This is a genomic window from Bradyrhizobium sp. (assembly GCF_035484855.1).
In the GTDB taxonomy this organism is placed as follows: Bacteria; Pseudomonadota; Alphaproteobacteria; order Rhizobiales; family Xanthobacteraceae; genus Bradyrhizobium.
On the sequence record NZ_DATHOP010000154.1, the window covers coordinates 12,082 to 33,262 of the forward strand.

At 63.6% G+C, this 21,181-nt stretch carries 20 protein-coding genes; 9 read left to right on the forward strand and 11 right to left on the reverse strand.

Features of this window, described 5'->3' with window-relative positions:
- Positions 1-44: 44 nt before the first annotated feature.
- The gene (locus tag VK804_RS16930) at positions 45-455 is read right to left on the reverse strand and encodes a (R)-mandelonitrile lyase (protein ID WP_325372266.1); all 411 of its coding nucleotides are present in this window, start codon (positions 453-455) and stop codon (positions 45-47) included.
- A 32-nt stretch (positions 456-487) separates the two neighbouring features.
- Positions 488-1,186: a ribonuclease activity regulator RraA gene (locus tag VK804_RS16935; RefSeq protein ID WP_325372268.1), complete on the reverse strand. Its 699-nt coding sequence runs from the start codon at positions 1,184-1,186 to the stop codon at positions 488-490.
- Between the two features lie 144 nt (positions 1,187-1,330).
- Between VK804_RS16935 and pxpB the strand changes: the two genes are divergently transcribed.
- The 4 genes from pxpB to VK804_RS16955 all read left to right on the forward strand — a co-directional run bounded on the left by pxpB (position 1,331) and on the right by VK804_RS16955 (position 4,855).
- A complete protein-coding gene (gene pxpB, locus VK804_RS16940; RefSeq protein WP_325372270.1) occupies positions 1,331-2,062 on the forward strand; it encodes a 5-oxoprolinase subunit PxpB in 732 nt (243 codons plus the stop codon).
- On the forward strand, positions 2,059-3,111 hold the full coding sequence (locus tag VK804_RS16945; RefSeq protein ID WP_325372272.1) for a biotin-dependent carboxyltransferase family protein: 1,053 nt from the start codon (positions 2,059-2,061) through the stop codon (positions 3,109-3,111). Before pxpB ends, VK804_RS16945 begins: the two co-directional genes overlap by 4 nt.
- A 39-nt stretch (positions 3,112-3,150) precedes the next feature.
- Entirely contained in the window at positions 3,151-3,918 is a 768-nt protein-coding gene (locus VK804_RS16950) for a 5-oxoprolinase subunit PxpA (RefSeq protein ID WP_325372274.1), read from the forward strand.
- Between the two features lie 130 nt (positions 3,919-4,048).
- Positions 4,049-4,855 carry a hypothetical protein gene (locus VK804_RS16955; protein ID WP_325372276.1) on the forward strand — a complete coding sequence of 269 codons (807 nt, stop codon included), beginning with the start codon at positions 4,049-4,051 and terminating at the stop codon, positions 4,853-4,855.
- 51 nt (positions 4,856-4,906) lie between these two features.
- On the opposite strand, the gene VK804_RS16960 is transcribed toward VK804_RS16955, so the two are convergent.
- From VK804_RS16960 to VK804_RS16980, 5 genes are all read right to left on the reverse strand, one after another.
- Positions 4,907-5,059, reverse strand: coding sequence for a hypothetical protein (locus tag VK804_RS16960; RefSeq protein ID WP_325372278.1), 153 nt, complete (start codon positions 5,057-5,059; stop codon positions 4,907-4,909).
- Between the two features lie 184 nt (positions 5,060-5,243).
- Positions 5,244-6,839, reverse strand: coding sequence for a sulfite reductase subunit alpha (locus tag VK804_RS16965; RefSeq protein WP_325372280.1), 1,596 nt, complete (start codon positions 6,837-6,839; stop codon positions 5,244-5,246).
- The gene (locus VK804_RS16970; RefSeq protein ID WP_325372282.1) at positions 6,836-8,620 is read right to left on the reverse strand and encodes a NirA family protein; all 1,785 of its coding nucleotides are present in this window, start codon (positions 8,618-8,620) and stop codon (positions 6,836-6,838) included. Before VK804_RS16970 ends, VK804_RS16965 begins: the two co-directional genes overlap by 4 nt.
- Before the next feature lie 329 nt (positions 8,621-8,949).
- The gene (locus tag VK804_RS16975) at positions 8,950-10,113 is read right to left on the reverse strand and encodes a CmpA/NrtA family ABC transporter substrate-binding protein (protein WP_325372284.1); all 1,164 of its coding nucleotides are present in this window, start codon (positions 10,111-10,113) and stop codon (positions 8,950-8,952) included.
- Positions 10,110-10,697 carry an ANTAR domain-containing response regulator gene (locus VK804_RS16980; protein ID WP_325372286.1) on the reverse strand — a complete coding sequence of 196 codons (588 nt, stop codon included), beginning with the start codon at positions 10,695-10,697 and terminating at the stop codon, positions 10,110-10,112. The genes VK804_RS16975 and VK804_RS16980 overlap by 4 nt, the downstream gene beginning before the upstream one ends.
- 111 nt (positions 10,698-10,808) lie before the next feature.
- Here VK804_RS16980 and rimO point away from each other — a divergent pair, with 111 nt between their 5' ends.
- On the forward strand, positions 10,809-12,134 hold the full coding sequence (gene rimO, locus VK804_RS16985; protein ID WP_325372288.1) for a 30S ribosomal protein S12 methylthiotransferase RimO: 1,326 nt from the start codon (positions 10,809-10,811) through the stop codon (positions 12,132-12,134).
- Between the two features lie 234 nt (positions 12,135-12,368).
- A complete protein-coding gene (locus VK804_RS16990) occupies positions 12,369-13,565 on the forward strand; it encodes an acetylornithine transaminase (protein ID WP_325372290.1) in 1,197 nt (398 codons plus the stop codon).
- A gap of 131 nt (positions 13,566-13,696) precedes the next feature.
- Here the strand turns inward: VK804_RS16990 and VK804_RS16995 are convergent, their stop codons facing one another.
- The 3 genes from VK804_RS16995 to pcsA all read right to left on the reverse strand — a co-directional run bounded on the left by VK804_RS16995 (position 13,697) and on the right by pcsA (position 16,220).
- A complete protein-coding gene (locus tag VK804_RS16995; protein WP_325372292.1) occupies positions 13,697-14,671 on the reverse strand; it encodes a quinone oxidoreductase in 975 nt (324 codons plus the stop codon).
- A 95-nt stretch (positions 14,672-14,766) separates the two neighbouring features.
- A complete protein-coding gene (locus tag VK804_RS17000; RefSeq protein ID WP_325372294.1) occupies positions 14,767-15,489 on the reverse strand; it encodes a TerC family protein in 723 nt (240 codons plus the stop codon).
- Complete coding sequence (gene pcsA / locus VK804_RS17005; RefSeq protein WP_325372296.1) at positions 15,486-16,220, reverse strand: phosphatidylcholine synthase; 735 nt, start codon at positions 16,218-16,220, stop codon at positions 15,486-15,488. Before pcsA ends, VK804_RS17000 begins: the two co-directional genes overlap by 4 nt.
- A gap of 133 nt (positions 16,221-16,353) precedes the next feature.
- Here pcsA and VK804_RS17010 point away from each other — a divergent pair, with 133 nt between their 5' ends.
- Positions 16,354-17,553, forward strand: coding sequence for a UbiH/UbiF family hydroxylase (locus VK804_RS17010; protein ID WP_325372298.1), 1,200 nt, complete (start codon positions 16,354-16,356; stop codon positions 17,551-17,553).
- Between the two features lie 121 nt (positions 17,554-17,674).
- Positions 17,675-18,007, forward strand: coding sequence for a heat shock protein HspQ (gene hspQ / locus VK804_RS17015; protein WP_325372300.1), 333 nt, complete (start codon positions 17,675-17,677; stop codon positions 18,005-18,007).
- A gap of 189 nt (positions 18,008-18,196) precedes the next feature.
- Here the strand turns inward: hspQ and VK804_RS17020 are convergent, their stop codons facing one another.
- On the reverse strand, positions 18,197-19,054 hold the full coding sequence (locus VK804_RS17020; protein WP_325372302.1) for an invasion associated locus B family protein: 858 nt from the start codon (positions 19,052-19,054) through the stop codon (positions 18,197-18,199).
- Positions 19,055-19,278: 224 nt separating this feature from the next.
- Here VK804_RS17020 and VK804_RS17025 point away from each other — a divergent pair, with 224 nt between their 5' ends.
- The gene (locus VK804_RS17025; RefSeq protein WP_414642803.1) at positions 19,279-21,165 is read left to right on the forward strand and encodes an extracellular solute-binding protein; all 1,887 of its coding nucleotides are present in this window, start codon (positions 19,279-19,281) and stop codon (positions 21,163-21,165) included.
- Positions 21,166-21,181 lie beyond the last annotated feature (16 nt).

The following is a 21,181-nucleotide window of genomic DNA, read 5'->3' on the forward strand; positions in this document are numbered from 1 at the left end:
GGCACGGCGCGAACTGCGCCTTTGCCCACCCTACTCGACTAGCCTCAGGCCGCGCCCACCGCCACGGCATATTCGGCGTCGGTGACATATTCCATCCAGGTCACCGGGCTTCCATCCAGCGCTTCCTGCATGGCGACGTGGACCATCGCGGTGCTCGGTCCCGCGCCGTGCCAGTGCTTTTCGCCGGGCGGAATCCAGACGACGTCGCCTGACTTGATTTCGCGCACCGGTCCGCCCTTGGCCTGGACCCGCCCCACCCCGAACACGACATAGAGCGTCTGACCCAGCGGATGGGTGTGCCAGGCGGTTCGCGCGCCGGGCTCAAACGCCACCCGGTTGGCGACGACCCGCGCAGGCGCCGCCGCGGTGATGATCGGGTCCTGCCAGACCGTGCCGGTAAAATATTCCTTCGGCGCCAGGCGGGTTGGCCGTGAGCCGGCGAGATGGATCTCCATGGCGTGCTACTCCCTTTGTTATTGACGCAAACCTATTTCTTCGACGCCGCGTAGCGCGCCTTGGTCTCGGCGTTCATGGGATAGAGACCCGGCAAAACCGCGCCGGAGTTCACCTGCTCGACGATCCAGGCTTCCATGCGCTCCTGCTCGGCGCCTTCGGCCAGAATCAGATCGAGGAATGCCTGCGGGATCACCACGGCGCCATCCTGGTCGGCGACGATGACGTCGTTCGGAAAGATCGCAACGCCGCCACAGCCGATCGGTTCGCCCCAGCCGACGAAGGTCAGGCCCGCGACCGAGGGCGGTGCGGCATAGCCGTCACACCACACCGGCAAGCCGGTGCCAAGCACGCCCTCGAGATCGCGCACCACGCCGTCGGTGACGAGCGCCGCCACCCCGCGCTTGACCATCCGGGCGCACAGGATATCGCCAAAAATGCCGGCATCGGTGATGCCCATGGCGTCGACCACGGCGATGCAGCCTTCCGGCATCGCCTCGATCGCGGTGCGGGTGGAAATCGGGGACGACCAGGATTCCGGCGTCGCCAGATCCTCCCGCGCCGGCACGAAGCGCAGCGTGAAGGCTGATCCTACCAGCCGCTTCTGTCCTGGCCGCAACGGCCGCGAGCCTCGCATCCAGACGTTCCGCAGACCCTTTTTGAGCAGGACCGTGGTGATGGTGGCAGTGGAGACGTGGGAAAGGGTCTTGATCGCGTCTGGGGTCAAGGGCATCGAAACTGCAACTCCGGCAGGGGGTGGATCGGGCGGGCGCATCTTGCGGGGCGCGGCCATCCCGTCAAGGGCGGGGAACCGAAGACAGCGTGACAAGCACGAGATATTGAGCCAAAAACAGCATGCGATAAGTTTGTGAGGCCCATGGCCGCGACGCTCTCCCCGCCCCGCATTCTACCCAGTGGCGACGCCGCCATCACGGTCGAATTCAGCCGCAATATCGACGATGCCGCCAACCAGCGGGTGCTGGCGCTCGATCGCGTGCTGGCCGATGAGCAGGTCGCCGGCGTGACCGAGACGGTACCGACCTATCGGTCACTACTGGTGCATTACGATCCCGTAGCGATCGATTTCGATACGCTTGGCGCGAAGCTTGCCGCTATGGCGCAGCGGCCGGTTCCAGCCCTGACGAAAACGCGGCGCTGGCGCATTCCCGTGAACTATGGCGGCGAACATGGCATCGATCTCGAGGATGTCGCCGGGACGCTGAACACCACACCGGACGAGATCGTGGGCCGCCATGTCGCCGGCGACTATCGCGTCGCCATGATCGGCTTTACGCCGGGCTGGTCCTATCTGAGCGGGCTCGAAAAATCCCTGCACATGCCGCGGCGGCAAAATCCGCGGCTGTTGACCCCGGCCGGCACGGTTTCGGTCGGCGGCGTGCAGGCCGGCGTCCAGTGCCTGGCCGGCCCCAGCGGCTGGCACCTGTTGGGACGCACCCCGGTCAGGACCTATCAGTTACACCGCAATCCCATCTTTTTGCTCGAACCCGGTGATCGCATTACGTTTTCTGCCATCGACGCCAAGACGTTTGCGGAGCAGGACCGGGCCGCCGAAGCGGGCGAGATCATCGCCGAGCAGATCGCCTCATGAGCAAACTGGTCATTTCAGCCATTGGGCCTGCGAGTTCGGTGCAGGATGGCGGCCGGCCCGGCGCCCAGCGCTATGGCCTGACGCCAAGCGGCGCCATGGACCGGCTGGCGCTGGCCGCAGCCAACGTCCTGGTTGGAAACGCGCCGTTTGCGGCCGCGATCGAAATCGGTCCGTTTAGCGCAGCTTTCACCGCGCGCGACGGCGCGGTACGCCTCGCGCTGTCGGGAGCGCCGCGCAGCGCCGATATCGCCGGGCGAACGGTTGCGTTCGATAGCTCGATGACGCTCGCCGACGGCGAAGCCCTGACGCTTGGCTTTGCGCGCGGCGGCGCGTTCAGCTACCTCGCGATCGAGGGCGGCATCGCAGGCGAACCTGAGTTCGGCAGCCTTGCGGTGAATGCGCGGGCCGGCCTCGGCAGCCCCTATCCGCGTCCGCTGCAGCCCGGCGATGAGCTGCAGGCCAAAACCGCAAGTGCGGCTGCCGAGCGGCGGATCGAGCTTCCGCCTGCTCTCGACGGCCCGATCCGCGTGGTGCTGGGCCCGCAGGACGACGAATTCGACGACGATGCCAGGGCGCTGTTTCTGGCCAGCGAATGGAAGGTCTCGGCCACCAGCGACCGCATGGGATACCGGCTGGAGGGCCCCGTCATCAAGCACCTGCACGGCCACAACATCGTCTCCGACGGCACCGTCAATGGCAGTATCCAGGTGCCCGGCAATGGCGCACCGATCGTGCTGATGCCGGATCGCGGCACCAGCGGCGGCTATCCCAAGATCGCGACCGTGATTTCCGCCGATATCGGCCGGTTCGCGCAAATGCCGGCAGGCAAGGCGTTTCGCTTCAAGGCCATCAGCATGAAGGAAGCGCAGGCCGAAGCGCGCAAGTTCGCGACCCTTTTGCAGAGCCTGCCCGAACGCCTCCGAGCCATCGACAATTTTGATCTGAACATCGAGGCGCTGAGAGATGCTAACGTCGCCGGAAGCGCCGTCAGCGCCGTCGACATCGGGACCTGGCAAACGCCTTCCGCCGATGCGCTGGCGCAAGACTGACGGCAGAGACGAAGATCCACTCGCTTAAAGGGGACGGACATGACGACCATCGACCTGAATTGCGATCTCGGCGAGAGCTTTGGCCCCTGGGAAATGGGTAACGACGCCGCCATGATCGAGCTTGCCACTTCCGTCAACGTCGCCTGCGGCTATCACGCCGGCGACGCCGACATCATGCGCAGGACATGCGAGCTGGCGAAGGCGCGCGGCGTCAATGTCGGCGCGCATCCCGGCTACCGCGACCTGCACGGCTTTGGCCGCCGGCCGTTTCCCGGCATGAAGGTTTCCGAAATCGAAAACCTCGTCGCCTACCAGATCGGCGCGTTGCAGGCGATCGCGACATCAGCCGGCCACAAGGTGACCCACGTGAAACCGCATGGAGCGCTATCGAATGTCGCCTGCGAGGACCCGGCGACCGCCAAGGCGATTGCTTCCGCCATCAAGGCGGTCGACCCCAGTCTGGTGTTCGTGGTGCTGGCCAATTCCAGCTTGGTGCAGGCGGGCGAAGCCGCCAACCTGCCGATGGTGCACGAGGTGTTCGCTGACCGCGCCTATGAAGACAACGGCTCGCTGGTGTCGCGAAAAAAGCCGGGCTCGGTGCTGCACGATGCCAAGGCGATCGCCGACCGCGTCGTGCGGATGGTGCAGGACGGCGCGGTGGTCTCAGTTACCGGCAAGGTGATCAAGATGCGCACCGACACCGTCTGCATTCACGGCGACACGCCCGGCGCCGTCGACATCGCGCGCGGCGTGCGGCAGGCACTGAAGGATGCCGGCATTGCAGTCGCGCCGTTCAGGGTGAGCTAAATCTTCAACTGTAATGAACCCTGGGGTTTGGGCGGACGCCCGTTTCGCTATGCTTGCATATTCAGGTTTCAGCACGTATCGATCATGTTCTGTTTCTTGGTCAATATTTCAGTTGCACTGGATTGACACGATGGACGCCTACGCCGCGCGCATCGAGCGGACCGCCGCTCTTCCCAGAGCCGGGTTTTGGCGGAGGTGGGCGGCGGTGCTGATCGACTGGATCGTCGTGGCGCTCCCATTCCAGATCCTGGCCGCCATTCTGTTCACGGCAACGGCTGGAATAGTGCAAATGGATAACGGGTTTTTCAGTTTCTGTGCTCCGACCAAGACCGTCCCGGAACAACTCGATCCGGCGCCGCCGCATGATTCGAATTTCGCTCAGGTTTGTCGCATCTCCTTTTTCGGCGCGCCAACCGGCGCGATCCTGAGGGTTGGGCGAATCACGCGCGAAGGCACGACGACGACAACCGTCAGCCAAAGCTACATGTTGGACGCGGACGGAAAGCCGGTCCATGGAACATCCATCGACTGGATCGTTGCGCTTGCGTTTCTGATCTATCTGGTCGGCATGGCCTGGAAAACCGGAAGAACCGTGGGCGCCCGAATCCTCGGCGTGAGGATTATCGACAGCGCGGACCCAGCGGCATCGGGTGTTCCCGTCCGCAAGCTGGTGATCCGCTATCTTGTCATGACCATCGGGTTTTTGCCGATGTTTGCCGTCCTGGTCTACCAGCTTGTCGCCGTTGGCGGCAGCGCCGACGCCATGTTCACCGGAGATTTCTTTCGCTGGTTTTGGTACGCCGCCGTGCTGGGGGGCTTATGGGGCGTCGTGTTGACTTTTCAGGTCGCGACCAAGAGAGATCCCGTCTACGACCGGCTCGCGGGGACGGCGGTGGTGAGAACTCGCGGAGTCGAACCTCCATACCCGCCGCAATAGGCGACGTGCCTTACCCCAGCCCTGCGCCATATTCCTATGCCGTGAGGCGTCTCAGAACGGATGCACGGACAGCGTGCCGAACACGATGGCCGCGATGACGGCAAACGCGCCGTACAGCGCGGCCGCATGGAGTCCGGTTCCGGTTCGCCGCGACAGCGAGCGCGCATAAAGATGCAGGCGGGCTTCCGCCGATAATTCGCGCATGGTCGATCTCCAACGCCCCATCGGCTGGAATCAAATACCATTCGCGCGCGGATTCAAGCCGCAGCGCGAAATAGCGATATGAAAGCTTCGTGAGAATAGAAGCCTGCTCAAAAATTCTCCGGAACGGATTCGCGCGAGAATTTTATTCGGCAGGATTTGATGCAGATGGAACCGGTTCCACGTGTCAGTACACGTCCTGCTGGAACCGGCCTTTCTTCTTGAGGTCGCCGACAAAGGCGACCGCCTCGTCGATGGAGCGCGCGCCGAACTGCGCGACAATGTCAACCAGAGCGCGCTCGACGTCCTTCGCCATCCGCTTGGCGTCGCCGCAGATGTAGACGTTGGCGCCCTCGGCAAGCCAGGTCCACACCTCGCGCCCGACCTCGCGCATGCGATCCTGCACGTAGAATTTCTTGTCGCCGTCGCGCGACCACGCCAGCGACAGCCGTGTCAGGAGCCCTTGCGTCTTCATGGCGTTCAGCTCGTCGGCATAGAAGAAATCGCAACCGCTGCGCTGATGGCCGAAGAACAGCCAGTTCTTGCCCTGCGCGCCGGTCGCCTTGCGGTCAAGCAGGAAGGCGCGGAACGGGGCGATGCCGGTGCCCGGTCCGATCATGATGATCGGTATCTTCGGATCCTGCGGCAGCGCGAAGCCGTGCGCCTTCTGCACATAGACCATGACCTCGTCGCCGGGTTGGATGCGTTCGGCGAGAAAGGTCGAGGCCAGCCCCAGGCGCCTGCGTTTTCCCACCACGTAGCGCACGCAATCGACCGTTAGCGACAGTTTTCCCGGCGTCGCATTGTGCGACGAAGAGATCGAATAAAGCCGCGGCTGCAGCGGCTCCAGCGCCTCGACGAAGGCTTCGGGGTGCGGGCGGACATTGGAAAATTTCTGCAGCGCCGCCATCACGTCCAGGGTTGCAGCATCGCCGTCGGGATCCTCGCCGCGCCCCAGCGCGCGGGCCTTCTCGCGTTGCGCGCCGCCGGTGATGAACGAGAACAGTTCGAACAGGGTATCCGGTGCCGGCGACAGCGACACGTCCGAGGTCAAGACCTCGCGCAGCGTCTTGCCTCTGACTTGCGTGGTATGGGAAGCACCGAGCATGGCGATGATCTGGTCGACCAGGCCGAGATCGTTGCGCGCAAAAACGCCGAAGGAATCGCCGACGACATAGTCGAGGCCGCAACCGGAGAGATCGAAATCGAAATGCCAGGTTTCCTTTTCCGAGCCGGGCTTATTCAGCAGGCGGCGGGACACGAAGGTCGCCAACACGGGATTATCGCGCGAACGTCCCGGCTCGGCGGTAACCGCCGGCGGAGCCAGCGCCGGGCTCATCACCGAGGCGGCCGGCGCCTTCTCCAGCTCCTCGTGCAGCGCCTTCAGCATGCGGGCGGTTTCCTTGCCGCCGGGGACGCAGAGATTGAGCCGTGCTTCGGCTCGGCCTGCGATCGCCTCGGAATAGTCGTTGCAGTTATAGCCGCACTGGCCGCAATCCTGCTGCGCCATCGCCGCCATCATCCGCCGCCGCAGGGGGCGGCCTTCCGCGAGCTTCATGCGGTCCGCGATCGGCATGGTCTGGTCGTGCCAGGGCGCCTCGCCGTCATCGGCATCGCCGGCCGGCCCTTGCAGGACGGCGGCGCCCTGCTCGGCCGACAATGGCGCAGGCCCGTCCGACAACAGCCCGACGAAGAAGCCGTTCAGCCAGGAGCGCTGCGCCTCCGAGAACGGCGCGCTTGCGGGAATGATTTCGATTTTCGGCGGCGGCGTCATCTGGTTCATGTGGAAGTCTCCGCCTCGGCAAGCCTGCGCAGCGTTTCGCCATCGTGACGGCGGGCGAAGGTGAGAAAGGTTTCGTCGGGCGAGGCGCGATGCGCGAGGTAGGCCTTCAGAAGCTTCTCGACCGTCTTCGGCGTGTCCTTCGCCTTAAGGTCGTGAAACACCTCCTGCCCGAGATCGGCGTCGGGACCGAATCCGCCGCCGGCAAACAGATGATAGCCCTCGACCGTGTCATCGCTCTCGCCGAACGGCACCTTGGCGGCGATCAGGCCGATGTCGCTGATGTAATGCTGCGCGCAGGAATGGTGGCAGCCGGTCAGGTGGATGTTCAAGGGCGTCTCGATCTCGACCCTCGGTTCGCACCAGTCGCCGATCTCGGCGGCATGGCGCTTGGTGTCGGAGGCGGCGAATTTGCAGCCGGCATTTCCGGTGCAGGCGATCAGGCCGGCGCGGATCTGCGAGGCTTTTACGGCAAGCCCGGTGGCTTCGATGGCGGCAACGGCAAGCGCGACATTTTCATCGCGCACGCCTGGTATCAAAAGGTTCTGCCAGACCGTGAGACGGAGTTCACCGTCGCCGAGATCATGCGCGATTTTCGCAAGTCCCCGCATCTGATCTGAAGTCACCTTGCCGACGGGAAGCATGACGCCGATCCAGTTAAGGCCTTCCTGCTTCTGCCTGTGCACGCCGATATGCGCGATGCGGTCGAACGCCGGCCGCGGGCCAAGCGCTTCCGCCGGCACGCGGGTGAAGGCGTGGCCGAGCTTTTCCTCGACCAGCACCAAAAATTTCTCCATGCCGATGCCGTCAATGACGTATTTCAGGCGCGCCTTGAGCCGGTTGGTGCGATCGCCGAGATCGATGAACACGCGCACGATGGCGTCGGCGACCTTGGTCGCGTCCTCGGGCTTGACCACCACGCCGGTCTCTTTCGCAAAATCCCTGTGGCCGGTGATGCCGCCGATTCCGAGCCGAAACCAGACGCCGGATTCGACGCCAAAGCCGTCCTTGACCTCGACCGCAGCGAAGGCAATGTCGTTGGTGTCTTCGAGCACCGCGATCTTGCCAGCACCGTCGAAGGCGACGTTGAATTTGCGTGGCAGTCCGGTCAGCGAGCGGTCGTTGAGAATGTGAAAATGCCACTCGCGGGCGTATGGCCTGGTATCGATCAACTCCTGCGGATCGATACCGGCGGTCGGCGTGCCCGTGACGTTGCGGATGTTGTCGGCGCCCGAGCCGCGCGAGCACAGGCCGAGGTCCTGGATGCCCTCGATCATCGCGACCGTATTTTTCGGCGGAATTTCGCGAACCTGCAGATTGGCGCGGGTGGTGACATGGCAAAACGGTCCGCAATAGCGCTCGGCGAGATCGGCTATCCCCGCGAACTGCCAGTGTTTCAGGATGCCGTTCGGAAGCCGCAACCGACACATGTAGGAATCCTGCGCCGGCGCGACATAGAACAGGCCAAAATAGCGCCAGCGGAAATTGTCCGCCGGCGTCGGCGGCGCGTTGTCCAGCGCCTGCTGCTTGAGCCGCGGATAGGCGTCGAACGGATGTTGTTCGCGCTTGAACTTCTCCTGATCGACGAGCTTTCTGCCCGATGCGATGACCTTGTCCTGCGCCTTGATGTGCGCGGCATCAGGTCCGCTCGGCTCGGCGTTCGCCTTGGCGGCGCCGACGCCGAGGCCGCGCCCGACCTTGCTGATCTGCAAGCCCGTGGCAAAGCCTTCGAGGTAGCGTTTCTGCTCGTCGGTGAAATCGACAGAGAGGGTTTCGATTTTCATGCGTTGCGACGAAGCTCCTGCGGCCACGCTTCACGTGGCCCCAACGGGATTTGGGAATGCGACCGCGCTCAAACCGGAGAGCGGTCCGACCAGCCTCGTTGCTGCGGAATTCCATCTTTGACGGTGGCCAGCGGACATCGGCGACCGCTGGCTGCACTGCAACATTCAAGTTGCGTGCCACCCGGCCGGTCAAGAAATATATAGATAATTCAGATGCTTGCGGTTTGACGACGGGAATCTTCCAATGCCGATCGCCATAAATTTCGACCAGCAAGCCTAAAAATTAGACCATCGAATCAGCTGCCCAATATTGTTTCAGAGTTCGCCGGCTAGATCCGGCGTCCGATCTTGAACGCCGCCAGATGCCCGGCAATGTCTTCGGCAGCGAAGGCGGGCCCGGCGAAGGCACCGATCCTGCCGGGTGCGTCGGCGGCCTTCTCCACGCTTCCCAATGCCGCGTCATAGAGGTCCGGCCTGAACACCGCCATGGCGGTTTGCAGCGCGTCGGTACTGAAGGCGGCCTGCCCCCAGCGCACCATTTGCGCGTAGAGCCAGGCGGCCTGCACCGGATCGGGCCGCGCGGCGCCCTCCCTTCCCACCAGGAGATAGCGGCTGCTCTCGCGCATGGTTCCGTCCGGCGAAATCTTGAGCCGCCCGTCGAGGGTACGCTGGATCACGTCGGCGTCGACGCCGATGCGCTCCGGTGCGCTGAGGATATGTGCAGCCTCGAGGCGATTTTGCGGCTGCTCGATGAATTCGGCAGCGTTTGATGCTGCACGAACCAGCGCAGCGACGACTTGCGGGTTCCTGTCGGACCAGCTCTGCCTGACAGCGAGCACCTTCTCCGCGGCCCGCACCAGGATATCCGAGACGAAGTGCAGGATGAGGCCAACGCCCCGATCGACCGCGATCGAATTCCAGGGCGCACCGACGCAGAAGGCATCGACGTGGCCGCTGGCGAGGCTGTCGACCATGTAGGGCGGCGGCAGCACCACCAGGCGAACGTCCTCGTCGGGATCGACGCCGCCGGCCGCCATCCAGAACCGCAGCTGGTAATTGTGGGTGGAGAACGGAAAGGTCATGCCGAAGGTCAGAGGTTCGGCGCCGCTCTTGCGCCGCGCCGCCACGACGCGCGCCAGCGCCAGCGCGGTCGCCATCGGATCGAAACGGTCGCCGTCGATCTCGGCCATGATCGCCGCGTGCAGCGCCGGCGACACCGTGATCGCATTGCCGTTGAGGCCGAGGTTGAAGGGAGCTGATATCGGCACCTTGACGTGGCCTAAGCCAAGGCTGGAGGCGATCGCGACGGGTGCCAGCAGATGCGCGGCATCGAACAGGCCGATATTGAGCTTGTCGCGGACGTTCGACCACGACACTTCCCGCACCAGGGTGACGTCGAGCCCTTCCGCGGCGCAAAACCCCCTGTCGACGGCGACGATCAGAGCCGCGGCATCAACCAGCGGGATGAAACCGATCTGAAGCGGTCCGGTCATTTCAAGAGCTCCGAGGCGGTCAGGATCGACTGCGCGATTTCGCCGATTTTCTTTTTCTCGCGCATCGCCGTCGAGCGCAGCAGCACATAGGCCTCGTCTTCGGTCAGCCCCTTCAGCTTCATCAGGATTCCCTTGGCACGGTCGATCACCTTGCGGTCTTCCAGCGCGGACTTGGTGCGCTCGAGTTCGTCCTGCAGCTTTGCGAAGGCATTGAAGCGGGAGATGCAGAGATCGAGGATCGGCTTGATGCGCTCCTTCTTCAGCCCGTCGACGATATAGGCGGAGACGCCGGCATCGACGGAAGCCTGGATCGAGGCCGCGTCGCTCTGGTCCACGAACATCGCAATCGGGCGGCGCACCGCGCGGCTGACCTGGAACATCTGCTCCAGCACGTCGCGGCTGGGATTCTCCAGGTCGATCAGGATGACGTCGGGATCGAGCGCATAGATACGCGCCAGCAGGCTCTGCATTTCACTGATGTGGACGACGCCGGTAAAACCCGCCTCCCGCAACCCCTCTTCGAGGATGGCGGCACGGATCGGGCTTTCGTCGACAATCACGATTTTGGGGGACGACTCGCCCATCGGTCACTCGCATTCCCTTGAATTATTCATAGCATGCCGCACCCCCGCTCAAAGCCTTGTAATTATACGCAATTGGGACTAGCTCCTGCCCATCATCAGGACAAACCAGAGATGCAACAGGCCACCGCGCCCAAAGTCAGCTTTGTTTCGCTGGGATGCCCCAAGGCGCTGGTGGATTCCGAGCGCATCATCACGCGATTGCGCGCGGAAGGCTATGAGTTGGCGCGCAAGCACGATGGCGCCGATCTCGTCATCGTCAACACCTGCGGCTTCCTCGACAGCGCCAAAAGGGAATCGCTGGGTGCAATCGGCGAAGCAATGGCCGAGAACGGCAAGGTCATCGTCACCGGTTGTATGGGTGCGGAGCCCGAGCAGATCGAGGCCGCCTACCCCGGCGTGCTGTCGATCACGGGCCCGCAGCAATATGAGAGCGTGCTCGATGCCGTGCATCGCGCGCTGCCCCCGCTGCACAATCCGCATCTCGATCTGGTGCCGCCGCAGGGCATCAAGCTGACGCCGCGGCACTACGCCTATTTGAAGATTTCCGAAGGCTGCAACAACCGCTGCAGCTTTTGCATCATCCCGAAACTGCGTGGCGACCTGGTGTCGCGGCCGGCCGGCGACGTCTTGCGCGAGGCGGAGAAACTGGTCACCGCCGGCGTCAGGGAATTGCTGGTCATCTCGCAGGACACCTCGGCCTATGGCGTCGACATCAAATATGCCGCGAGTCCGTGGAAGGATCGCAAGGTTCGCGCGAAATTCTTCGATCTCGCGCGCGAGCTCGGTGAGCTCGGCGCCTGGGTACGATTGCAATACGTCTATCCTTATCCCCATGTCGACGAAGTCATCGGATTAATGAGCGAGGGCAAAGTATTGCCCTACCTCGACATTCCCTTCCAGCATGCGAGCCCGGAAATCCTCAAAGCGATGAAGCGTCCAGCCGCGCAGGACAAGACCTTGGGGCGGATCAAGCAATGGCGCGAGCAATGTCCCGAGTTGACCTTGCGCTCCACCTTCATCGTCGGCTTTCCCGGCGAGACCGATTCCGATTTTGCCTATCTGCTCGACTGGCTCGATGAGGCCGAAATCGACCGCGCCGGCTGCTTCAAATACGAGCCGGTGGCGGGTGCATCTTCGAACTCAATCGGCAATCCTGTGCCCGAAGAGATCAAGCAGGAGCGCTGGAATGCGCTGATGGCCCGCCAGCAGAAGGTTTCCGCACGCAGGCTGAAGCGCAAGGTCGGCACAAGGCAGCAGGTGCTCATCGACGAAGTCGGCCCGACCGTCTCGAAGGGCCGCTCGAAGGCGGACGCGCCGGAGATTGACGGCGCGGTCTATCTCTCGAGCCGTCGGCCGCTCCGCGTCGGCGAAATCGTCACCGCGAAGATCGAGCGCGCCGACGAGTACGACCTTCATGGCAGCGTCGCGGGTTTCTAACTCCGCTTGACATTCCCCGCCCTTCGGCTGTATGGGCGTGCGTCATGATTTTCACCCGGACCCAACTCCGCGCCACCACTTTCCGTCGTCGCTCTGACGATGATGGGTCGCGCCGTGTCCGACGACAACGCTGAATAGATAACTCAGCACCGTTTTCGAGAAGGCCGCACCCGAAAAAGTGCGGCCTTCTCGCGTTTTGGCGCGCTTTTTCATTCAACCGCTGGGAGTTTCGACATGAATATCGCCACCCATCCGTTCGACGCCTTGATGGAAATCACCTCGCGCCCACAGGCGGTGTTCGTCCGCGGCGAAGGCTCGTTCCTGTGGGATGACAGCGGCAAGCGCTATCTCGATTTCATCCAGGGCTGGGCGGTCAATTGCCTCGGCCATTCTCCGCCGGTCGTGGCGGAAGCGCTTGCGGCGCAGTCAAAGCTGCTGCTGACGCCGAGCCCGGCGTTTTACAACGGTCCGAGCCTTAAGCTGGCGAAGGCGCTGACAGATCACAGCTGCTTCGACCAGGTGTTCTTCGCCAATTCGGGCGCCGAAGCCAATGAGGGCGCGATCAAACTCGCGCGCAAATACGGCGCGCTGCACCGGAGCGACGCCTACGAGATCATCACCTTCGAGGGCGGCTTTCACGGCCGGACGCTGGCGACGATGTCGGCTTCCGGCAAGAAGGCGTTCGAGCCGCTGTTCGAGCCGAAGGTCCCGGGCTTCCCCAAGGCGCAGTTGAACGATCTCGCTTCCGTCGAGCGGCTGATATCGGACAAAACCATCGCCGTGATGCTGGAGCCGATCCAGGGCGAGGCCGGCGTTTGGCCCGCGACGCCAAAATTCCTGCGCGAGCTGCGCGATCTCACCAAGGCGCACGGCCTGCTACTGATTGTCGACGAGATTCAGACCGGCATGGGCCGCACCGGAAAGCTGTTCGACTATGAAAATGCCGGGATCGAGCCCGATATCATGACGCTCGGCAAGGGTATCGGCGGCGGCGTGCCGCTGGCCGCGTTGCTCGCCACCGAAGCGGTCTCCTGCTTTGAGCACGGTGACCAGGGTGGCACGTTCAACGGCAATCCGTTGATGTGCGCGGCGGGACTAGCGGTTTTGCAGGCTGTCGCGGAGTCGTGCTTCCTGAAGTCGGTTACCGATACCGGCCTTTATCTCGAAAGCGAGTTGCAACGGATGTCGGCGCGTCACGGCCTTGGCGAAGTCCGCGGCCGGGGGCTGTTGCTGGCGCTCGACTTGAGGATGCCAATCGCCGCCTCGATCGTTGCGCAGGCCTTCGAGGACGGAGTTCTGCTCAACGCTCCGCGCCCCGATACGCTGCGCTTGATGCCGGCGCTCAACGTCACGCGAGAGGAGATCGCTGCCATAATCGATGCGCTGGATGCGATCCTGACGCGGATGGGCGCGGCAAGGCGCGTGGCGTAGCTCTCCGCGAGTCGCCCCGGCGAAGGCCGGGACCCATAACCACGCCCGTTTGTTGTTACCGTTACGTCTGCCCTTGGTGCCAAACTGCGAGATCACGCCGTATGGGTCCCGGCGTTGGCCGGGACGACGAGTTACGGCTTCAGGATCGACGCCCCGGTCGTGGCGCGGCTTTCCAGATCGATATGGGCCTTGGCGGCATCCTTCAGCGCGTAGGCGTGGTTGATCGGCACGTGCAGCTTGCCGTTGATGACGGCGGCAAACAGGGTGTCGGCGCCTTCCAGCAGTTCCGAGCGCTTGCCGATGTAGTCGTTGAGTTTTGGGCGGGTGGCGAACAGCGAGCCGTGATTGTTGAGTTCGGCGATCGAGAACGGCGGCACCGGACCCGAGGCATTGCCAAAGCTCACGAACAGGCCGCGCGGTTTGATGCAGGATAGCGAGCCCGGAAAGGTGGTCTTGCCGACGCCGTCATAGACCACGTCGCAGAGTTCGTTGCGGCTGATCTGTTTGACGCGCGCGACGAAATCCTCCTCGTTATAGAGGATGACGTGATCGCAGCCATTGGCAAGCGCGAGATCGGCCTTGGCCTTGGAGCCGACGGTGCCGATGACATGGGCGCCGAGCGCCCTCGCCCACTGGCAGGCCAACAGGCCGATGCCGCCGGCGGCGGCGTGGATCAGCACCCGATGGTGCGGCTCGACCTTGAAGGTCTTGTGCAGCAGGTACCAGACCGTCAGCCCCTTCAGCATCAGGACCGCGCCCTGTTCGTAGGTGATGTGGTCTGGCAGTTTGACGAGCTTGTCGGCGGGAATGTTGCGCTCGGTGGCATAGGCGCCGAGATTGAAATAATAGGCGACGCGGTCGCCGGGATGAAAATTGGTCACGCCGGGACCGACCGACAAAACCTCACCGGCGGCTTCGTTGCCGGCAATGAACGGCAGCCCGGGCGCCTTGTAGAGGCCGTTGCGGTAGTAGACGTCGATAAAATTCAGGCCGACGGCATGCTGGCGGATACGGACCTCGCCGGCAGCCGGCGCGGGCACGTCGACGGCTTCGTACACCAGGGCTTCCGGACCCCCCACCTTGTGTACCCGTACGGCCTTGGTCATATCGGCTTCTCCCTTGGCATTTCCGTCAGCTGAATCGGAAGCCATCATGGCGGTATTGTCAACTCAACCCCGAAGTCGCCTCAAGCGTAGAAAAGTTAACGGCCCTGCTTGCGGTTGCGCCCGGCCAGCACGTTGAAGACCTCGACAACTGCGGAAAACGCGATGGCGAAATAGATGTAGCCGCGCGGGATATGGAACTGAAATCCGTCCGCGACCAGCGCAACCCCGATCAGCACCAGAAATGCCAGCGCCAGCATCTTGGTGGTGGGATGCGCCGCTACGAATCGCGCGACCGGACCCGACGACAGATACATGATCAGACAGGCGATGACGACGGCCGCGATCATGATGGCGAGATCCTGCGCCATGCCGATCGCGGTGATGATGGAGTCCAGCGAGAACACGATATCGACGACGATGATCTGGGCGATCACCCAGAGGAAGGCATGGCCGGCACGTGCATTCGCGCTCGCCCGGTCGCGCGCCTCCACCTCGCCGTGGATTTCGTGGGTCGCCTTGGCGATCAGGAACAGCCCGCCGCCGATCAGGATGAGGTCGCGCCACGAAAGCCCCATGCCGCCCAGGCGGAGGATGGTCTGCGTCAGTCCGATCAGCCACACCAGCAGGCAAAGCAGCAGGATGCGGAACACCAGCGCCAGCGCCAATCCTATCTGCCTTGCGCGCGTCGCCTGCGCCTCCGGGATGCGCGAGACGATCACCGACAGGAAGATCACATTGTCGATGCCGAGCACGATTTCCAGCACCGTCAGGGTCAACAAGGCCGCCCAGGCTTCCGGGTTAGTCAGCAGCGCCATCATGCCTTGAACGATCGCACCAGCTTGATCGCCGCGTCGCTCACCACGACATAGGCGGCGATCAGGCAGAGCGCTGACTTGACCGGCACGCCGACGTCGAAATCATTCGCCACTGCGACGACGGTCAGAACGGCCCAGATGGCCATCAGCGACAATGTCAGCCAGCGCAGCCGCGCCACGCGGACCGGATGCACAACATGGAACGGCGCAAATGTGGCCACGATCAGGATGATTACCGCGAGGCTCGAGACCGCCGGCGCAGGATGCAGCAGGAACAGATAGAACGCCGCAACGTTCCACAGCCCAGGAAAGCCGCGAAAATGATTGTCGGCGCTCTTCATGCGGCGGTCGGCGAAATAGAGCGCGCCGGAGACGGCAACGCCGATGCCGAGCAGCGGCGCCGCCAACGGCAGCACGAGCCCGCTGGCGGTGATCGCATAGGCCGGCACGAACACATAGGTGACGAAATCGACCACGAGATCGAGCACGTCGCCAGACCAGTTCGGCTGCACGCGCGCGACGTCCAGCCGCCGCGCGATCGGACCGTCGAGCGCATCGATCAGGAGCGCTGCCCCAAGCCACCAGAACATCGCGGCCCAGTGCTCGCGCACGGCCTCGAGCAGCGCCAGTAGCGCGATGCCCGCGCCCAGCGCCGTGAAGACATGCACGGAAAACGCGGCCACGCGCTTCGCCGGCGATACAGTTGAGGAAACCTGCTGGTTGATCTGGTCCATTGGCCCGGCAGCACTATCAGGAATCCTCTCGTCTTGCACATCTGCCGTTGCGGCGTTCCGCCGCGCAAACGGACCATGGCGGGACGCAGATGGCGGGCTTGAAAATGGCCCCGGGAAAGTCAATTGTCCTGACATGAACGGAGCATCGGAGAGCTGCGACGTCGCCGTGATCGGCGGCGGTCCGGCCGGACTGGCAGCGGCGATCGCGGTCGCGCAAGCCGGCGCGCGAACGGCGCTGATCGCCCGCCGTGTGCCCTATGCCGACAATCGCACCACGGCATTGCTGGGCGGTTCCGTTGATTTCCTCCACGCGCTGGATGTCTGGCCGCGCTGCCGCGACGACGCGGCGCCGTTGCGGGCGATGCGGCTCGTCGACGACACCGGCCGCCTGATCCGCGCGCCCGAGGTGCGGTTTTCGGCCGATGAAATCGGCCTCAACGAATTCGGCTACAACATCGAAAACCGCCTTTTGATAGCGGCGCTGGAACAACGGGCAAACGAGTTGACGGCGCTGACCCGGTTCGACGACGAGGCCGATCTGGTCAGCCCGGAAGATGATCATGTCGCCATTCATACGGCGGAGGGAAAATCACTTTCCGCACGCCTCGTCGCCGGCGCCGATGGGCGGCATTCGTTGTGCCGCCAGGCCGCCGGCATCGAGGTCGCGCGTCGCGACCTCGATCAGTCGGCGCTGACCTTCAACGTCAGCCATTCCCGGTCGCACCGGAATGTCTCGACCGAGTTTCACACCCCGCAGGGCCCCTGCGTCTTCGTGCCCCTGCCGGGCGAACGCTGCAGTGTGGTGCGGGTTCTGGCGCCGAGAGAGGCCGAACGGCTGATCGCGCTTTCCGATGATGAATTGTCTGGCGCGGCCGAAAGGCAATCGCATTCCATCCTCGGCCGTCTTCGCGTCGAACCCGGACGCCATCTGTTTCCGCTGGCGATCGAGCGTCCCGGGCATTTCGCGAAATCCCGCATCGCGCTGGTCGGCGAGGCCGCGCATGTAATCCCGCCGATCGGTGCGCAGGGCCTCAACATGGGCCTGCGCGACGCCGCCGATCTCGCTAGCATCGTCGGCCGCGCGATTGAGTCGGGCGAGGACCCCGGCTCGCCGCAGCTATTGAAGCGCTACGACATGGCGCGCCGCCCCGATATCCTCAGCCGTACGCTTGCGATCGATCTCGCCAACCGCTCGCTGCTCAGCGATTTCCTCCCCGCGCAAGGTTTGCGCGCCGCGGGCCTGCACTTGCTCGGCTCATTCGGTCCGCTCCGCCGCCTCGCCATGCGCGAGGGGCTGGCGCCGTCCTGGCGATCGACGCGGCCGACCGGCTAGATTTCACGGAAATATCGACTGGTGGGTCTGCAGCACGGCGCCTGGCTGACCTGTCATGGCAAAGGTTAATTCGCCGCTTTGCCTCTAGCATCGGCCACAATCATGGTCTATTCGACGAGACATGATAAAAACGCGGACCGCCAAGTTTCAGATCGGACAGATCGTCCGGCACCGGATCTTTTCGTTCCGGGGCGTGATCTTCGATATCGATCCGGAATTCAACAATACCGAGGAATGGTGGCTGTCGATCCCCGAGGAGGTCCGCCCCCACAAGGATCAGCCGTTCTATCACCTGCTCGCCGAGAATTCGGAATCGGAATACGTCGCCTACGTCTCCGAGCAGAACCTGTTGCCCGACGATTCCGGCGAGCCGATCCGGCATTCCCAGGTCGCCGAGATTTTCGTGAAGGACAAATCGGGCAGCTATCGCCCGCGCAATCCCTCGCTGAACTGAGCTCACCGGCGATCAATGCGTCATCCTGAGGAGCCGCGCATCTTGCGCGGCGTCTCCAAGGATGGGGCTCGGGCACCGAGCTAGTCATCCTTCGAGGCTCGCCGAAGGGGCTCGCACCTCAGGATGACCTATCCGGAAAAAAGGCGCCCCACCCGGGCGCCTTTTGATTTGCCGCTGAAGCGACGCGGCCTACTTCGCCGCCGGATTGGCAGCAGCGGCGCCCGGCTGGGTGGCCTCCAGCCGCTTGCGCGCTTCGTCGGCGCGTTTCTGCAACTCTTCCTGCAGCTTCTTCTGGTTTTCCTCGAAAACCTTTGGATCGGTCGGCGGACCGTCATAGGCCTTGGCGAAACTGTTGGTACCTTCTTGCAGGGGCAATGGGAGGGTCAGCGCGTCGTTGTTGGCCGGGATCGCCTGAACGTACAACGTCTGCCCCTTCTTCATGTTGGCAAGCAGTTCCGGCGTCAGTTCGTAGTCCGCGACACATCCGTTGGGATAACAGAACGAGAAGGGACTCTGCGCCGGCGGGTTGTTGTCGACGACGATGCGGGTTCCGTGAGCCAATTGCATGCCGAGCGGCAGCGTGACACGCAGCACCTTCTTCGGCTCGCCTTCCGGTTCGATGACGACGGCGGCGACGACCGCTTGGCCGGACTCGATCCGGCCATCCTTGCCGATGAAACAAATCTGCTTGGCGTTGGGATCCGGAGGTGCCCCCTGCTGACCCTGGCCCTTGATGCAGAATTTCGTCCAGGGCGCGTAGATCAGCTGTGGAATCTGCTGGTCCGCGGGCTGCTGCTGGGCCGCCGCGGCGGGAGGTGGCGCACCCGCCGCCGGCGGTGCCTGAGCGGCCGGGGCAGGCGCGGGCGCGGGGGGAGCCTTCGGGGCGGCCTTCGCCTTGGCTTTCGGTGCGCCGGGCGCTGGAGCTGGAGTTGGCTGCTGCGCATGGACGATCGGCGCCAGCAGACCGGCGGTCAGCGCGGCCGCCGCCAGCAGGGCGAAAACCCGCCCACGCGGCCAGACCGACGCGGCCAAGATACGGAAATTCATTGCAGAAAGCCCTTTCTGAACGGGAGCGCCCAAAACCGCCGCAGGCGCCCGACACCTGGCCGTTTGGGCGGCTGTCTCCCCGCCAAATGAGGCGGTTAAGTGACAGGCCCTGCCGTCTAGGTCAATTGCAAGCCTTCATACAGTGGCCGATGAAAAGATCAATGGCGACAAGCATCGCCGGCGCCGGTCGTGGTCCACAGCCGGGGCCATGCTAGAATCTTTTGGTGAGCAAATCCGAATCAAATCGGCGTGCCGTGTCGCTGATATCGCTGCGGCGCTGCATTCAAGCGTTGGCAGGTAGCGTCCTCGCTTTCGGCCTCTGGTCGGCGATCGACTGCGGCAGGGCATTGGCGAAAGAGAGCTACGCCATCGCCATGCAGGGTGAGCCCGCGCTGCCGCAGGATTTCACCCACCTGCCTTATGCCAATCCCGATGCGCCCAAGGGCGGCCGGTTGACATGGGGTGTTCTCGGCACCTTCGACAGCCTCAATCCCCTGATCGTCAAGGGCGCGGTCGCGGTCCAGCAGATCAGGGCTTACAACTTCGAGCGAGGCTATACCGTCGAAAGTCTGATGGCGCGCGGCGACGACGAACCGTTCACGCTCTACGGTCTGCTCGCCAAAAGCGTCGAGACCGACGACGCCAGAAGCTTCGTCACCTTTCATCTCGATCCGCGGGCGCGCTTCTCGGACGGACAACCCGTAACGGCCGACGACGTGTTGTTCTCCTGGGCGCTGTTGCGCGACCACGGCCGTCCCAATTCCCGCCAAGCCTATTCCAAGGTCACCAAAGCCGAAGCGCTCGACCCGCTGTCCGTACGGTTCGATCTTGCCGGCGCCAATGATCGCGAGCTGCCGCTGATCCTCGGCCTGCTGCCGGTGTTGCCGCGGCATGCGACCGATGTTGCGACCTTCGAAGAGACATCGATGCTGCCGCCGATGGGTTCCGGCCCCTATCGCGTCACGGAGGTCAAACCGGGCGTGAGCGTCACATTCACGCGCAATCCCGACTATTGGGGCCGCGACCTGCCGATCAATCGGGGATTTTGGAATTTCGATGAAATCAAATTCGACTTCTACCGCGAGTCGAACGGACTGTTCGAAGCCTTCAGGCGCGGCCTCTACGACTTCCGCGTCGAGACCGAGCCGTTGTATTGGCATGACGGCTACGATTTCCCCGCGGCCAGGGACGGCCAGGTGATCCGCGACGCCATCAAGACCGGAATGCCGCAGCCTTCGGAGTTTCTGGTGTTCAATACGCGGCTTCCAAAATTCTCCGATGTGAGAGTCCGCGAGGCCCTCACGCTGCTGTTCGATTTCGAATGGGTCAACCGCAATTACTTCTTCGGACTGTATGGCCGCTCGGCGGGCTTCTTCGCCGGGTCCGAATTGTCGGCCTATGGCCGGCCCGCCGACGCCCGCGAGCTGGAATTGCTGAAACCGTTCGCCTCCCGGATCCCGCCCGATATTCTCGACGGCAGCTACCGCTTTCCCGTTACCGACGGCTCGGGGCGCGACCGCGCCACGCTGCGCGCCGCGCTGACATTGCTGTCCCAGGCCGGTTACGATCTCGACGGCACGGTGCTGCGGCAGCGGTCGACCAAAGCCCCCCTCACCTTCGAGATTTTGGTGTCGACGCGCGACCAGGAGCGGATCGCGCTGGCCTATCTCCGCGATCTGAAGCGCGCGGGGATTGAGGCCACCGTGCGCTCGGTCGACGCGGTGCAGTTCGAGCAACGCCGGCTCGGTTATGATTTCGACATGATCTGGAATCGCTGGGATCAGTCGCTGTCCCCGGGTAACGAGCAGTATTTCTATTGGGGCAGCGGCGCCGCGGACGTCCAAGGCACGCGCAACTATATGGGCGCCAAGGATCCGGCGATCGACGCCATGATCGCGGCGCTGCTGGAGGCGCGCGAACGTCCGGCTTTCGTCTCGGCGGTCCGCGCGCTCGATCGTGCCCTGATCTCGGGCTTCTACGCTATCCCGTTGTTTAATGCGCAAGAGCAATGGATCGCGCGCTGGAATCGGATAGAACGGCCACAGGCCACCGCCTTGACGGGATATCTCCCTGAAACCTGGTGGCAGCGGCCGGACCCGCGAGCGAAGTGACGACAACCGAAGTGAT

What these genes read in the sequence shown, in the direction of transcription:
- VK804_RS16930 (WP_325372266.1), bottom strand. Translation starts at nt 455, where the DNA reads ATGGAGATCCATCTCGCCGGCTCACGGCCAACCCGCCTGGCGCCGAAG.
- VK804_RS16935 (WP_325372268.1), bottom strand. Translation starts at nt 1,186, where the DNA reads ATGCCCTTGACCCCAGACGCGATCAAGACCCTTTCCCACGTCTCCACT.
- pxpB (WP_325372270.1), top strand. Translation starts at nt 1,331, where the DNA reads ATGGCCGCGACGCTCTCCCCGCCCCGCATTCTACCCAGTGGCGACGCC.
- VK804_RS16945 (WP_325372272.1), top strand. Translation starts at nt 2,059, where the DNA reads ATGAGCAAACTGGTCATTTCAGCCATTGGGCCTGCGAGTTCGGTGCAG.
- VK804_RS16950 (WP_325372274.1), top strand. Translation starts at nt 3,151, where the DNA reads ATGACGACCATCGACCTGAATTGCGATCTCGGCGAGAGCTTTGGCCCC.
- VK804_RS16955 (WP_325372276.1), top strand. Translation starts at nt 4,049, where the DNA reads ATGGACGCCTACGCCGCGCGCATCGAGCGGACCGCCGCTCTTCCCAGA.
- VK804_RS16960 (WP_325372278.1), bottom strand. Translation starts at nt 5,059, where the DNA reads ATGCGCGAATTATCGGCGGAAGCCCGCCTGCATCTTTATGCGCGCTCG.
- VK804_RS16965 (WP_325372280.1), bottom strand. Translation starts at nt 6,839, where the DNA reads ATGAACCAGATGACGCCGCCGCCGAAAATCGAAATCATTCCCGCAAGC.
- VK804_RS16970 (WP_325372282.1), bottom strand. Translation starts at nt 8,620, where the DNA reads ATGAAAATCGAAACCCTCTCTGTCGATTTCACCGACGAGCAGAAACGC.
- VK804_RS16975 (WP_325372284.1), bottom strand. Translation starts at nt 10,113, where the DNA reads ATGACCGGACCGCTTCAGATCGGTTTCATCCCGCTGGTTGATGCCGCG.
- VK804_RS16980 (WP_325372286.1), bottom strand. Translation starts at nt 10,697, where the DNA reads ATGGGCGAGTCGTCCCCCAAAATCGTGATTGTCGACGAAAGCCCGATC.
- rimO (WP_325372288.1), top strand. Translation starts at nt 10,809, where the DNA reads ATGCAACAGGCCACCGCGCCCAAAGTCAGCTTTGTTTCGCTGGGATGC.
- VK804_RS16990 (WP_325372290.1), top strand. Translation starts at nt 12,369, where the DNA reads ATGAATATCGCCACCCATCCGTTCGACGCCTTGATGGAAATCACCTCG.
- VK804_RS16995 (WP_325372292.1), bottom strand. Translation starts at nt 14,671, where the DNA reads ATGACCAAGGCCGTACGGGTACACAAGGTGGGGGGTCCGGAAGCCCTG.
- VK804_RS17000 (WP_325372294.1), bottom strand. Translation starts at nt 15,489, where the DNA reads ATGATGGCGCTGCTGACTAACCCGGAAGCCTGGGCGGCCTTGTTGACC.
- pcsA (WP_325372296.1), bottom strand. Translation starts at nt 16,220, where the DNA reads ATGGACCAGATCAACCAGCAGGTTTCCTCAACTGTATCGCCGGCGAAG.
- VK804_RS17010 (WP_325372298.1), top strand. Translation starts at nt 16,354, where the DNA reads ATGAACGGAGCATCGGAGAGCTGCGACGTCGCCGTGATCGGCGGCGGT.
- hspQ (WP_325372300.1), top strand. Translation starts at nt 17,675, where the DNA reads ATGATAAAAACGCGGACCGCCAAGTTTCAGATCGGACAGATCGTCCGG.
- VK804_RS17020 (WP_325372302.1), bottom strand. Translation starts at nt 19,054, where the DNA reads ATGAATTTCCGTATCTTGGCCGCGTCGGTCTGGCCGCGTGGGCGGGTT.